Here is a 14,020-nt window from a genome sequence, read left to right on the forward strand (position 1 = left end):
CATTTTGGTTTTTTGTGCCATTGATTAATTGAACGCGCCAATTCGTTTCAGATCGCTGAAATTCATCCACACTAAGAAAGCCTTGCCGACGACATTGCCGTCAGGCACGAAACCCCAGTAGCGTGAATCCGCTGAATTGTCGCGATTGTCCCCCATCACAAAGTAATGCCCTTCAGGCACCTTGCAGCTAACGCCCTCAACACTGTAGCGGCAATTTTGCTTGAACTTGAAATCGTCGACCCCGGAAACAAAAGCGGATCTGGTCTCGTCTACGATGATGCCGTGCTTCTTGACGCCTAGCTGCTCGTCAAAATATTGGTAGTACTTCATCATGGACTCGTCAAAGAAATCCGAACCGGGAGTTTGAACCACGGGCTTGCCGTTGATGGTGAGTTTCTTGTTCAGATAAGAGACTTCATCCCCCGGTACACCAATTACGCGCTTGATGTAATCCACGCTGGGCTTGGGCGGGTAGCGAAACACAACCACATCTCCACTTTGTATCGGATTTCCCTGTGTTATGCGGGTATTGAGTACGGGAAGCTTCAAGCCGTATGTGAATTTGTTCACCAAAATCAGATCACCGATCAACAGAGTCGGAATCATGGACCCCGATGGGATCTTGAAGGGTTCGAAAACAAAGGAGCGCAGCAGAAAAACGATCAAGATGACGGGGAACAATCCTGCCGTCCAATCGAGCCACCACGGTTGCGCCATGATTCGCTCGCGCGCGGTCGAAACATCTCCGTCTGCATCCTGGATGCCTTGCGCAGCCAATTTGGCACGACGGCTCTCGTCCTGCCCCTCAAGGGTTTTGGCTGCGGCACGCCGACGGGGTAGAAAAATGAAACGTTCGGCCAACCAGTACAAGCCGGTCACCACGGTCGCCAAGAACAAAAGCAACGCGAAATTGCCTTCGATCATTCCGAAATACCAGGAGCCGGCGTAAGCGACGAATCCGGCCAAAACGATGGCAGTCAAAAACGGCATCATTCTTCCACCTGCAAGATTGCCAAAAACGCCTCTTGAGGCACTTCAACCGAACCAATCTGCTTCATTCTCTTCTTGCCCGCTTTCTGCTTTTCCAAGAGCTTGCGTTTACGCGAGATATCGCCGCCGTAACACTTGGCCAGCACGTTCTTGCGCAGCGCCTTGATGTTTTCACGAGCGATGATGTTAGCGCCAATGGCTGCCTGGATAGCCACGTCAAACTGCTGACGGCTGATGATTTCACGCATCTTGGCGGCTACAGCACGCCCGCGGTACTGCGACTGACTTCTGTGAACGATGATAGACAAAGCATCGACCTTCTCCGAATTCAGCATGATGTCGACCTTCACCACATCCGAAGCTCGGTATTCCTTGAATTCGTAGTCCATGCTGGCATAGCCTCGGCTCACGCTTTTCAGTTTGTCGAAGAAGTCGAGCACGATTTCGCCGAGTGGCAGCTCATAAGTCAGCATGACCTGGCGACCGTGATAGGACATGTTCAGCTGAACACCTCGCTTCTGATTGGCGAGCGTCATCACTGGTCCCACGTATTCCTGCGGCATGTACAAGTGCACGGTCACGATGGGTTCACGAATTTCGTTGATCTTGCTCGCCTCCGGCATCTTGGATGGGTTTTCCACCATGATGACTTCGCCATCCGCCCTTTCCACCTCGTACACAACGCTGGGTGCAGTGGTGATCAGATCCTGATCGAATTCCCTCTCCAATCGTTCTTGCACGATCTCCATGTGAAGCAAGCCAAGAAATCCACAACGGAAACCGAAGCCCAAGGCTTGCGACACCTCTGGCTCGAAATGCAGGGAGGCATCGTTGAGTTGCAGCTTCTCAAGGCTGTCCCGAAGTGCGTCATATTGGTTGGCTTCGGTGGGGTAAAGACCAGCGAAAACCTGCGGCTGGATTTCCTTGAAACCTGGCAAGGCTTTTTCAGCAGGCCCCAGATTGCCCGGGAGCTTTTTCTCCAGCGTAATGGTGTCGCCAACCTTGGCAACCTTCAGCTCCTTGATACCCGCGATGATGTAGCCCACCTCGCCCGCAGACAGCCTTTCGCGCTGTTGCGGAGCAGGAGTGAATACACCCAGCGTGTTGGCCTCGTAGGCAGCGGCCGTGGCCATCATTCGGAAGCGTTCGCCTTTGTTCAGGTACCCGTCGACCACTCGCACAAGCATCACGACGCCCACATAAGCATCGAACCAGCTGTCGATGATCATCGCGCGCAATGGCGCCTCTGGCTGGCCACGTGGTGCAGGCACCTTGGCGACGATCTGCTCCAGAACGTCTTCGATACCCATGCCTGTCTTCGCAGAAATTGCGATGGCCTCACTGGCATCTATGCCAATCACGTCTTCGATTTCTTGCTTGGCTGTTTCTGGATCCGCTTGCGGTAGATCCATCTTGTTGAGAACGGGCACCACCTCAACACCGAGGTCCAAAGCGGTGTAGCAGTTCGCTACGGTTTGCGCTTCAACGCCTTGAGAAGCGTCAACCACGAGCAGTGCGCCTTCACACGCGGAAAGCGAACGGGAAACCTCATAGGAGAAATCGACGTGGCCTGGCGTGTCGATGAGATTGAGGTTGTAGACCTTGCCATCACGTGCTTTGTATTGCAGCGCTGCGGTCTGTGCCTTGATGGTTATCCCCCGCTCTTTCTCGATGTCCATCGAGTCCAGTACCTGCGCCTCCATATCACGGTCAGCAAGACCTCCGCAGCGCTGGATCAAGCGGTCCGCTAGCGTGGATTTGCCATGGTCAATGTGCGCGATGATCGAGAAATTTCTGATGTGGTCCATCAAGGAGTCGAGCCAAGTATTTGAAATAACGGGTAGTGCGCATGAAAAAAGGGCGCGCCAAAGAAGTGACGCGCCCTCAACCAACAATCTATGGCAACTGCGATAGTTGGAGCTTCATTGTAGGCAAAAAGCGCCTTTTTCGAAGCCTCAAATCACGAATCATCGGTCGTTGCGACGCAGCAACGGAATTTTATCAACAGCTTATCAACAGATTGGGTGGACTTCCCTTTGGACAAGCTGTGGTCTTTTTGTGGAATGCATGTAATGTGGTGAGGCCAATTTCCGCATTGTGGATTTAGGGTGCCTCCATATGCGTGTTGGTTGGCTAATCTAGGCGTGATTCTATCTAAAACAATATGTAAGCCAAATGAGAACCTGTTGAAACAATTAGGTGATCCGCCTTCGCAAACCCAGTTGTTCAAACTGGACGTCGCAAAAAAGCCCCAATCCCGACTGGGGGCTGGGGCTTTTCTCAAGCCGTCATCTCCGTAATTTCAAGGGGCTGGTGGTACCGAACGCCGCCAGTTCACCTACTGCCTTAGGGACTCAGGCCTGTAATAAGCGCTTCAGCGGTTGGGCCTCACGATGACGTATTGGACCAGGTCACCACGCAAAACCAGCACGGTGACAGGCTTGGTTCGGTCCGTCTTGGCCGCTGCCGCCTCGAACTCCTTCACAGAATCGATCTCGGTGTTGCCCACCGACAGGATCACATCGCCTTCGCGCAAACCTGCTCTAGCTGCACTATCCGCAGCAGATTCAACCCGAACGCCGCGTTTGACTTTGAGTTCTTTGCGCTGAGCATCAGTCAGTGCCGTGACCGTCAGGCCAAGCGCCTGCACGGAGGCCGTGGATTTCGGCGTCTCTGCGCGTTCGGGAGTGCGGCGAGCAGTCTTCTCTGGCTCCAACTCCGCGACCGTGATGGACAGATCACGGCTGGCCCCGCGGCGGAACACAGTAATAGTGCTGCGAGAACCGGGTTTGACATTGCCCACCTGGCGGGGCAAGTCAGACGCTTTTTCTATCGGCTTGCCTTCAAAGCGCGTGATGATGTCACCTGCCTCAACGCCTGCTTTCTCAGCCGGGGAGCCAGCCTCCACGCTGCGTACCAAGGCGCCTTGTGGCTTACCCAGTCCAATCGATTCGGCAACGTCCTTGGTCACCTGGTCAATCTGAACGCCGATGCGGCCGCGGGTGACTCTTCCGCTGACGCGCAATTGCTCGCTCACTCGCATCGCTTCGTCAATTGGAATAGCGAAGGAAATGCCCATATAGCCGCCTGAGCGCGAATATATCTGGCTATTGATGCCGACCACTTCCCCGCGCATATTCAGCAACGGGCCGCCGGAATTTCCCGGGTTGACTGCGACATCGGTCTGGATCAACGGAAGGTAATCACCCGTGTCTCGCTGCTTGGCGCTGACGATGCCCGCAGTGACTGAATTTTCAAGCCCGAAAGGAGACCCGATGGCGACCACCCATTCCCCCACGCGCAAACGGTTGATATCCCCGATCTTGACGAATGGAAGCCCTGTAGCCTCAATCTTGACTACTGCGACATCTGTGCGTTTGTCGACGCCCACGATCTTGGCCTTGAATTCGCGTTTGTCAGGGAGGGTGACAATCACTTCGTCTGCTCCGTCGACCACGTGGGCATTGGTCATGACAAAGCCATCGCCGGAAAGAATGAAGCCTGAACCTACGCCGCGTGGCTGTTCCTGCTCGGGTTGAGGGCGGTTGGGACGTTGAGGCTGGCGTGGCGCATTAGGCATGGGAATACCAAAGAAGCGCCGGAAAAACTCCTGCATTTCTTCATCCATCGGTCCGCCCGCGCCATCAGAGCCCGCGCGCACTCGCTCCATGGTTCGGATATTCACTACAGCAGGCCCGACCTGCTCAACCAGGTCAGTGAAATCAGGCAGCCCACGTACCGATGCAGCCACTGGAGTCTGCTGAGCTTGCGCAGGAGCTGCCAAGCCTGCCATGGTGCCGCTCACGATCAACGGAGCAACCCATGTTGCCAAAGCCAACTTCTTGATTTTCAGATTCACCATATCAGGATGCTCTCTTCTCATGAATAGCAAAAAATACGTGGCGCAACGAACCAACGACTGCATGCCTAGGGCATGAACCTTCAAGTTGCCCCTCTGACCGAGTTTTCAAGCCTTAAAGCTTGGCCTATTGACTTCGCCCTGCGAATAAACAATGGCCTTCACTCAGCAAGAGTCGCAAGGCCGCTTGCAGCGGTACCGACCGCGTCATCGAGACGCAGGCACAGGTGCATCAGTTCTTACGCTCCAAGCTGTCGGTAAAGGCTTTAAGCGTGACCATCGGGACTTCGCCTACGGCGGTTACCCACCAGTCACCAGTCTTGTCGGCCAGGCGTTTCGTCAGAGTATGCGTAGCACCAAGGGCAGACTGGCCTTCGCGGACATGGCGTTCGCGATTGAAAGGTTCCATGAACAGCGAGACCGTAGCCAAGCCGTCAGAGAAGATCCACTGCACCATTCTCGAGGCCGATGCGGGGGATTTTCTGTAGCAACTCTGGGCACTGAATCCCGGCACGGGAGATTTCAGGCTCCATCCTTCAGAGGTAGCCGTGGTCTTGACCTTGTCCGACTTCTCAAGCCGATAGCCATCAGTCTGGGCCATCATTTGCTTGAGCTTGTCCATACTGAGTGGCGCGTCGAGCTGAAGTTCCGAAAATGCCACTTGTTCAAGCACACGCCCATCGCTGGCGAGCGTCTGCATCTTCACTACCAGACCAGTGCGTTTTTCACTCCAGATGCGGTAGCCAAAACGCAGTTCATCAAGTGGCAAGAGCTGCACGATGTCTGCATCAAAGCCCGCGACACGGCCGTGCCCGTGCTGACGGGCGCTATAAAAATTCTCGGTCTCGAATTCCTCAGACGAATTCAGCAGTGAAGGAAATGCTCCGTTCGACTCGCGTCGTTCGTTTTGCATGACACGTGTCTGAGGAAAGAACGTCACCACTGAATCATTGCGCCGGTAGGTCAACCTCGGTGCACCGGTCAAGGACTCCACACGCTCGATCTGGGTGTCGCCTTCACACACGTGCCAGATACGTGCACTGGATAGCGCCCCGGACGCGGAAGAAACGACGAAAGTGCCGGCATAAGCCGGCCAACGTGACGCCTGCTGCAAGCGTACCAACCATTCAGAGACGGTGCGCTCTGGTGGCCCGACAAGCTGCGCTCCGCCAGGCCCAAACTGCCCCACGCCTGAAGGTGGGGCGGAGCGTTGAGCACCCGCGACGGGCGCCCCCGCAGGTCCAAACTGCCCCGCACCAGTGGACGGACTGGAACGTTGCGATCCGGCAGGCTGCGTGCCAGCGGGACCGAATTGCCCTCCAGCCTGGGCACAAGCCAAAGTCAAAATGCCTCCGGCGCCCCACGCCAACGCAGCGCGCAGTAATGTATGCGCCAAATTGCCAGCAGGGGTGCGACCACATTCGGTCGCGATACGGTGCGGGGCCGCCAATACGCTGATCATCAACGAGAAGGCCCTTCGAAGGTGGCATTGCGCAGGAAACCGGAGGCATCGCCTAGTGCAGATGCACCGGAGGCTTGCCTGTGGGCTGACAGCAATTCATCAAGACGGGCGTCACGCAGCATGACCGGAGGTTCAGTCTCGGCCACCGAGACAGCTGGTTGAACCAAGCTGAGACCTGGCGTTCCGTTCTGAGCCATTTGAGGACCTGCAGGTCGCGGCCCCAGGCTGCCCAAAGCGCCCCACCCTATGGCTGCGACTGCCGCAAAAGAGGCAAATCCAGCCACCAATTTCCAGCGAAACACCCCATCATTGGCCGCTGAACGGCCCATGCGCTCTTCGACCGCAACGGGTATTGAAGCATCGAGAGCGACCGGCATCACTGCGACGGGCACGGGGGTTTCGAGCTTAAGACGCTCGCCCAGACGCTCCAGGAAGAGCGCATCACGCCGGCAATCGGCCAACTCGGGGGATCTGAGAACGTCTCCGATCACATGGTATAGGTGCCAACTCTCGCGCATCTCGCCTAGTGAAGCGTTTTGCGCTGCAGCATCGAATTCGGCACCGCTCAATTGGCCGTCCATCAATGCCGACACCTGTTCACACAGTTGGGTTTGTTCTTGAGTTTTCATATTGACCATCATTAGCACTTCAGCATCAATTCCCGCCTCATGAGCCCATGTTTACCGGCAATCTGAGATTACCAGCGTTTGCCCATCTGGTGACTCAGCAAAGGTTTGACCTTCACGGAGATAGCTTCTCGCGCCCGGAAAATCCGGGAACGCACCGTTCCAATGGGGCAATTCATAGCTTCCGAAATCTCTTCATAACTTAAACCCTCGATTTCACGCAAAGTCACTGCCTGGCGCAAATCTTCGGGTAAAGCTTCCATTGCTGCATTGACAGCTGCTGCAATTTCACGCGCTGCCAACTCAGTTTCAGGGGTCGCTTCAGAGGTTAGTTCGTTTTGCGGCCGGGAAGTTTCATCTTCGCTCTCAGCAGATAACAAAGCGGCTTCCGTCACGGTGGGATCGCGCTTCATTTCCAGAAGCGTTTTCTTGGCTGTGTTGACTGCAATGCGGTACAGCCAAGTGTAGAACTGGGCATCTCCCCGGAATTGATGCAAGGCACGCCAGGCACGAATGAAGGTTTCCTGCGCAATATCCGGGATCAGGTCGACGTCCCGTACCATGCGGCCGATCAGTCGTTCGATGCGACGCTGATACTTGATGACCAACAGCTCGAACGCCCGATGATCACCCGCAGCGGCGCGCTCGACCAGCCGGGCGTCGCTGTCGGCAGCGGAAACGGGAGGTTCAGATGGTAGAGACAAGGATAAAGTTACCTGCGCGGGCGCAGCTTGAAAAATCAGGGTTGGGTAGGGTCACCGGACACCTCGGCCACAGGCCGATTGGCAGGCGAATAAAGCGCACAGCGCAGTAAATGCCAGCGAGACGGGACACTCGTCGCCTCGGCCCACAGCCACTTTGCCTGGGAATTGAGACCATGCCCCACCCCTGGCCAACGTAAAAGCATTCCGCCCCATGCGTCCAGCATGACGGCGACAGGCTCGCCATGGTTGGCCTGCGGGGTCATGTCTGGCCCGTAAAGCCACCATTGTCCTCCATCGAAGACCAGCCGCTGAGATATTTGCGCACGCCAGAAAAAAATCAGGCCAAAGCCGCAGGCAAGCAGTACCGTTATAAGCAGGCTTATCCTCCAGATGAAGGAAGCCCGGTCTGAAACCTGTGCCAGCAACCACCCCAAGCTCACCAAGGCTGCGATGAGCCAAAGCCCCAGAAGCGCTCCAGCCAGAAGGCGAGTGCGCCCGACTGGATAAACCACCAAAGGGACTTCGTTCATCTTGCATGATTCAAGTGGCCTTGTCCTGACCTAACCCAGCACAGCCCAGGCGCCCAACGGACCGCAAGCGGTACTTCTTGACAACTGAAAGCCGCAGAATGGGATAGAGAAAAGGCTGGAGTGAGTATTCAGACGGCAGACGGCTTGAAAGCGATCCAGCCCAGAGACTGAACCACTCAAGCAGCCGCGAAGCGGTCGTATCAGACTCGTTTGAATACCAATGACCCGTTAGTGCCACCAAATCCGAAATTGTTCTTCAACGCCACATCAATTTTCATATCGCGAGCGGTGTTGGCACAATAATCAAGATCACATTCCGGATCTTGCTCAAAAATGTTGGTAGTTGGCGGACTCTTCTGATGATGGATCGCCAGCACAGTAAATACGCTTTCAATACCCCCTGCGCCACCGAGCAAATGTCCGGTCATGCTCTTGGTAGAGTTGACCACCACGCGTTTGGCGTGATCGCCCAGCGCTGCCTTGATGGCATTGGTTTCATTGAGGTCCCCTAGCGGCGTAGATGTGCCGTGAGCATTGATGTAATCAAGCGCATCGGGGTTCACGCCTGCATCGCGCAGCGCAGATTGCATGGAACGCTTGGGGCCATCGACATCGGGGGCGGTGATGTGATAGGCATCACCACTCATGCCGAAGCCAATCAGCTCGGCATAAATTTTTGCACCGCGTTGACGAGCATGCTCGTACTCTTCGAGCACCATGACTCCGCCGCCCTCACCCAGGACAAATCCATCGCGACCTTTGTCCCAGGGACGAGAAGCTGTTTTGGGGTCGTCATTGCGGGTAGACAAAGCTCTGGCAGCTGCAAAGCCCCCGACCCCCAAAGGAGATACGGTGGACTCAGCGCCACCCGCCACCATCACATCGGCATCGCCGCACTGGATAAGTCGCGCCGACACACCAATGGCATGCAGACCTGTGGTGCAAGCTGTCACAACAGAAATGTTGGGGCCTTTGAAGCCATTTTGAATAGAGACGTGCCCAGAGATCATGTTGATGATCGAGGCTGGCACGAAAAACGGGGACACCCGACGAGGGCCGCGATTGACCAACTCGGTGTGCGTGGCTTCAATCATGGGCAACCCACCGATGCCGGAGCCAATATTGCAACCGATTCGCTCTGCCAATTCTGGCGTCAGAGCGTCTCCCGTTGGAAGGCCCGCATCGCTTATCGCTTGCGTGGCTGCAGCAATTCCCAGATGAATGAAGCGATCCATATGGCGCGCTTCTTTTTCGGGCATGTAGTCAGTGACACTGAATCCCTTGACCTCTCCAGCGAACCTGCACGCGAACGCACTGGCATCGAACTGGGTAATCAAATCTATGCCCGACCGGCCCGCGAGCAAATTGGCCCAGCTCTCAGCCACTGTGTTACCCACGGGGCTCACACAACCCAGACCTGTGACGACAACGCGGCGCCGGCTCATCGGAAAGCTCATCTCAGTACTTAGGCCTTCTTGGAGGTGGCGTAATCAATCGCCGCTTGCACAGTAGTGATTTTTTCGGCGTCTTCGTCAGGAATTTCAATGCCGAACTCGTCTTCCAATGCCATCACCAGTTCCACGGTGTCGAGCGAGTCTGCACCCAGATCAGCCACGAAGGCCTTTTCGTTGGTGACTTGTGACTCTTCCACGCCGAGTTGTTCGGCGATGATTTTCTTGACACGTGCTTCGATATCGCTCATGGATTCCCTCTAAGGGTTATAAAAAAAAGGATTTTACCCGCGCTTACAGAGCCTGGGGTCTGAGACGCGCCGGTAGAGAAAGTTACAGTGACTTCAGATGGAGCCGCGGTATGGATAAAAAGGATTGAATAAGGTCTGGCTTGCAGGGCAAGTTCAGGCCATGAACATCCCGCCATTCACGTGCAATTCCTGCCCCGTCACGTAGCCGGCAAGAGGGCTGGCAAGGTAGGCCACAGCATGAGCAATGTCGCCAGGTTGCCCTAAGCGACCCAGCGGAATTTGCCCTGCGAGGGCTTTTTGCTGTTCTTCTGATAGCGCTGCCGTCATGTCTGTAGAGATAAAGCCTGGGGCCACACAATTAACTGTAATGTTGCGGCTTCCCAGTTCGCGAGCAAGTGCTCTTGTCATACCGGCTACACCGGCTTTGGCCGCTGCATAGTTGACCTGACCAGGATTGCCTGCCGCACCCACCACACTCGTGATGTTGATGATGCGGCCATAACGCTGTTTCATCATGGGCCGTATTACAGCACGACTTGTGCGAAATACGGCTTTCAGATTCGTATCCAGTACGGCGTCCCAGTCATCGTCTTTCAGACGCATGGCCAACATGTCGCGCGTGATGCCTGCGTTATTCACCAGTACGTGCAGCTCTCCGTGCTCTTTGACAATGCTGTCGATAAGCGCTTCTACAGCCGTTGCGTCATTGACATCAAGGCGGGCTCCACGGCAGTGAGGATGAGACGAAAGCGAGGCGCTGATGCGCGCAGCGCCATCATCAGTGGTGGCTGTACCCACGACTTTGAAGCCAAGCGCCGCCAATTCAGCCGCAATGGCCGCACCAATGCCGCGCGAAGCACCCGTGACCAAGGCCACTTGGCCCGTAGTATTGCCCGACATTCAGTCTCTCCCGGCCAAGCTGGCCACCAGCGCCTTGGTTTGTTCAAGGGATGCGGGGTCGTAGACCGCAAGGCCCTCCATCCCGGCATCAATTCTCTTCGTCATTCCAGCCAGTACCTTACCTGGCCCAAACTCAACGAGTGTACCTATTCCCATGGCCTTGATCTTATGAACGCATTCCACCCAGCGCACGGGACCAAACGCCTGGCGATAAAGAGCGTCGCGGATGCGAGCGGGCTCGTCCTCAATGGACACGTCGATGTTATTGACGACGGGGATGCGCGGCGTGGCCAATTCGACTTCAGATAGCTTCTCTCTCAGCTTTTCCGCTGCCGGGCTCATCAAGGTCGAATGAAAAGGCGCAGAGACCGGTAGCGGTAATGCACGCCTGGCCCCCATGCTTTTCAGCACTTCGCAAGCCTTCTCAACTGCCGCCTTGCTACCGGCAATGACGGTTTGCGCCGGGTCGTTGAAATTGACAGCCTCGACAATTTCGGACTCTGTGCCCATGGCCTGAGTGGCCTCAGCGCAGCCGAGGATGACTTTCTCGGCGTCAAGCCCCAGGATGGCGGCCATGGCACCAGTACCGACGGGTACTGCCTCCTGCATGGCAGCGGCACGAAATCTCACAAGTGGAGCGGCCTGGGCAAGTGTGAGCGCCTCTGCAGCCACAAGTGCCGAATACTCACCCAGAGAATGACCTGCCAGAGCAGCAGGCAGATCCCCGCCTTCAGACCTCCAGGCACGCCAGGCAGCAATTCCGGCGACCAGCATGACCGGCTGGGTGTTGGTGGTCAGAGCGAGAGCCTCTTTAGGGCCGTCGTGAATGAGGGCTGAAACGTCCTGACCCAAAGCATCAGACGCTTCTGCCAGCGTTTCCATGACGGCTGGATGATCGCCCCAGGCGTCCAGCATACCGACCGACTGAGAACCTTGACCAGGGAAAACGAATGCTACAGGTTTCATGAAAGCTAGGACCCAGTATTGGATCTTCTATGGAATCTTTGGAAAATCTAAAAGCTAGACGATTATCAGCGCTGCATCTGACTATCGCCGCGCGTCAGGCGTACCAAGGGCTATTTCCCCGGGCTATATCAGAATTCCAGGAGGACAGCTCCCCATGTGAAGCCTCCACCGACACCCTCAAGCAAAAGTGTCTGGCCTTTGGATATCTTGCCTGCACGCACCGCATGGTCCAGCGCCAGGGGAATCGACGCCGCCGAGGTATTTCCGTGCTCATGCACGGTGACTACCATCTTTTCGGGGGGTAGATGCAGCTTCTTGGCTGTTCCCTGCATGATGCGGATATTGGCCTGATGCGGAATCAACCAATCGATGTCTGCTTCGGTCTTGCCAGCTTTTGCCAGAACAGCCCGCGCAGCCTTGTCGAGCACGCCAACTGCCAGCTTAAAGACGGCTTGCCCATCCATGGTGAGCAACGGGCTGCCGGTGACCTTGCCACCGGAGACATGGCCTGGAACACAAAGGATGCCCACGTGCTTGCCATCGGCGTGCAAATCTGTAGCCAGAATTCCTGGCGTGGAACTGGCCTCCAGCACCACTGCGCCTGCGCCATCACCAAACAATACGCAGGTCGTACGGTCGTTGAAATCGAGCAGACGCGAAAAAACCTCTGATCCGATCACCAGGGCCCGATTGGCCGTGCCGTTGGCGATCATGGCGTCGGCAACCGCCAATGCATAGATGAATCCGCTGCAAACGGCCTGCACATCAAACACTGGACAGCCCGCGATGCCGAGCTTGTTTTGCACGATTGCAGCCGTAGCAGGAAATACCATGTCCGGCGTAGATGTCGCAACGACTATCAAGTCAATGTCAGAGGCTTGCAGCCCCGCCGCCTGAATGGCAGCTTGAGCAGCGGGAACAGCCAGATCACTGCACATCATTTCGGGGTCGACAAAGTGACGAGCCTGGATACCGGTTCGCTCAACGATCCACTGATCAGAGCTTTCGATGCCCCGCTCCGCCAATTCTGAAACCAGATCTTCGTTGCTGACGCGGCGCGGCGGCAGATAACTGCCGGTGCCAGTGATACGGGAATAGCGACGGGTCATTTTTTATTGGTGGCCTTCAAACGAGATGAAACTGCCTCTCTCATGCGATGCCGCCGCCCCTAGCCATACACCCATGGGGCAGCGACCACGCAAACGTGGGGCGCTACTTTGCGCTAAGCCGGTGTCTCGGCGCCCGCGCCAACGGCGGAAGCGGTCAGCAAAGGCGCCGCCTGAGAAATTCGCGCTTGAACGCGACTCAGCAGTTGCCGACTAGCGGCATCATACGCGCGCTCGAGGGCCTGCTCGAAGGCCACTGCATCAGCAGAACCATGACTCTTGAAGACCAAGCCGCGCAGCCCCAGCAGTGCCGCGCCGTTGTAGCGCCTATGGTCCATGCGCTTTTGCAGAGACTTAAGAACAGGATAGGCAAAAATGGCCGCAATTTTCGTAAAGATAGAGCGTGAAAACTCTTCCTTGAGGAAACTCACAATCATGCCGGCAAGGCCTTCGCTGGTTTTGAGTGCGACATTACCCACGAAGCCATCGCACACCACGATATCGACCGTGCCTTTGAAAATGTCATTGCCTTCGACATTTCCATAAAAATTCAAATCATTCGACCGTCCGGCAGACCGAAGCAAATCCCCTGCCCGCTTGATTTCATCGCTCCCCTTGATCATCTCTTCACCGATATTCAACAATCCGACCGAAGGGTGGTCATCATTTTTGAGCACGGAAACAAGGGCGGACCCCATGACGGCGAACTGCAGCAAATGCTCGGCTGTGCAGTCCACGTTGGCGCCGAGATCCAGAACGGTTGTGGCACCGCCCTTGGCATTGGGCATCTGCGTAGCGATGGCTGGCCGCTCAATTCCGTCCAAGGTTTTGAGAAGATAGCGAGCAATGGCCATGAGTGCACCGGTATTGCCGGCAGAAATCGCGGCCTGTGCAGCCCCATCCTTGACCTGCTGAATGGCGATGCGCATGGACGAATCCTTCTTTTTGCGCAAGGCGATCTCAACGCTATCGTCCATGCTGACGACCTCACTGGCCGCTACGACTTGGGCGCGCGGGTGGCTGAGGGATGCCAAAGCTTCAGGCTGACCAACCAGCAAAAGCTTTGCATCGGGATGCTTCTCGAGAAATTGCTGGCAGGCCGGTAGCGTGACCTTGGGGCCGTGGTCACCACCCATGCAATCAACTGCCAGAACGATCATGCATTCCCCATGAAG

The 14,020-nt window shown here is 56.0% G+C and carries 13 protein-coding genes; all 13 read right to left on the reverse strand.

Annotated features, from left to right (window positions below):
- Positions 1 to 24: 24 nt before the first annotated feature.
- The gene (gene lepB, locus ABIE13_RS07035) at positions 25 to 990 is read right to left on the reverse strand and encodes a signal peptidase I (protein ID WP_354442924.1); all 966 of its coding nucleotides are present in this window, start codon (positions 988 to 990) and stop codon (positions 25 to 27) included.
- The gene (gene lepA, locus ABIE13_RS07040) at positions 990 to 2,798 is read right to left on the reverse strand and encodes a translation elongation factor 4 (RefSeq protein ID WP_354442405.1); all 1,809 of its coding nucleotides are present in this window, start codon (positions 2,796 to 2,798) and stop codon (positions 990 to 992) included. The genes lepB and lepA overlap by 1 nt, the downstream gene beginning before the upstream one ends.
- 566 nt (positions 2,799 to 3,364) lie before the next feature.
- Complete coding sequence (locus tag ABIE13_RS07045) at positions 3,365 to 4,852, reverse strand: DegQ family serine endoprotease (protein ID WP_436278381.1); 1,488 nt, start codon at positions 4,850 to 4,852, stop codon at positions 3,365 to 3,367.
- A gap of 229 nt (positions 4,853 to 5,081) precedes the next feature.
- Positions 5,082 to 6,311: a MucB/RseB C-terminal domain-containing protein gene (locus ABIE13_RS07050; RefSeq protein WP_354442407.1), complete on the reverse strand. Its 1,230-nt coding sequence runs from the start codon at positions 6,309 to 6,311 to the stop codon at positions 5,082 to 5,084.
- The gene (locus ABIE13_RS07055; RefSeq protein ID WP_354442409.1) at positions 6,311 to 6,940 is read right to left on the reverse strand and encodes a sigma-E factor negative regulatory protein; all 630 of its coding nucleotides are present in this window, start codon (positions 6,938 to 6,940) and stop codon (positions 6,311 to 6,313) included. The genes ABIE13_RS07050 and ABIE13_RS07055 overlap by 1 nt, the downstream gene beginning before the upstream one ends.
- Before the next feature lie 68 nt (positions 6,941 to 7,008).
- Positions 7,009 to 7,641, reverse strand: a complete 633-nt coding sequence (gene rpoE, locus ABIE13_RS07060) for an RNA polymerase sigma factor RpoE (protein WP_354442411.1) — start codon at positions 7,639 to 7,641, stop codon at positions 7,009 to 7,011.
- A gap of 35 nt (positions 7,642 to 7,676) precedes the next feature.
- Positions 7,677 to 8,171, reverse strand: coding sequence for a hypothetical protein (locus ABIE13_RS07065; protein ID WP_354442413.1), 495 nt, complete (start codon positions 8,169 to 8,171; stop codon positions 7,677 to 7,679).
- 200 nt (positions 8,172 to 8,371) lie between these two features.
- Positions 8,372 to 9,616, reverse strand: a complete 1,245-nt coding sequence (fabF, locus tag ABIE13_RS07070) for a beta-ketoacyl-ACP synthase II (protein ID WP_354442415.1) — start codon at positions 9,614 to 9,616, stop codon at positions 8,372 to 8,374.
- Positions 9,617 to 9,636: 20 nt separating this feature from the next.
- Positions 9,637 to 9,873 carry an acyl carrier protein gene (acpP, locus tag ABIE13_RS07075; RefSeq protein ID WP_028603046.1) on the reverse strand — a complete coding sequence of 79 codons (237 nt, stop codon included), beginning with the start codon at positions 9,871 to 9,873 and terminating at the stop codon, positions 9,637 to 9,639.
- A gap of 153 nt (positions 9,874 to 10,026) precedes the next feature.
- Complete coding sequence (gene fabG / locus ABIE13_RS07080) at positions 10,027 to 10,773, reverse strand: 3-oxoacyl-ACP reductase FabG (protein ID WP_354442418.1); 747 nt, start codon at positions 10,771 to 10,773, stop codon at positions 10,027 to 10,029.
- The gene (gene fabD, locus ABIE13_RS07085) at positions 10,774 to 11,739 is read right to left on the reverse strand and encodes an ACP S-malonyltransferase (RefSeq protein ID WP_354442420.1); all 966 of its coding nucleotides are present in this window, start codon (positions 11,737 to 11,739) and stop codon (positions 10,774 to 10,776) included.
- A gap of 128 nt (positions 11,740 to 11,867) precedes the next feature.
- Complete coding sequence (locus tag ABIE13_RS07090) at positions 11,868 to 12,848, reverse strand: beta-ketoacyl-ACP synthase III (RefSeq protein WP_354442422.1); 981 nt, start codon at positions 12,846 to 12,848, stop codon at positions 11,868 to 11,870.
- A 113-nt stretch (positions 12,849 to 12,961) separates the two neighbouring features.
- On the reverse strand, positions 12,962 to 14,005 hold the full coding sequence (gene plsX / locus ABIE13_RS07095) for a phosphate acyltransferase PlsX (RefSeq protein ID WP_354442424.1): 1,044 nt from the start codon (positions 14,003 to 14,005) through the stop codon (positions 12,962 to 12,964).
- Positions 14,006 to 14,020 lie beyond the last annotated feature (15 nt).

Origin of the sequence: Ottowia thiooxydans (genome assembly GCF_040548795.1) — a bacterium.
Classification (GTDB): Bacteria; Pseudomonadota; Gammaproteobacteria; order Burkholderiales; family Burkholderiaceae_C; genus Ottowia; species Ottowia thiooxydans_A.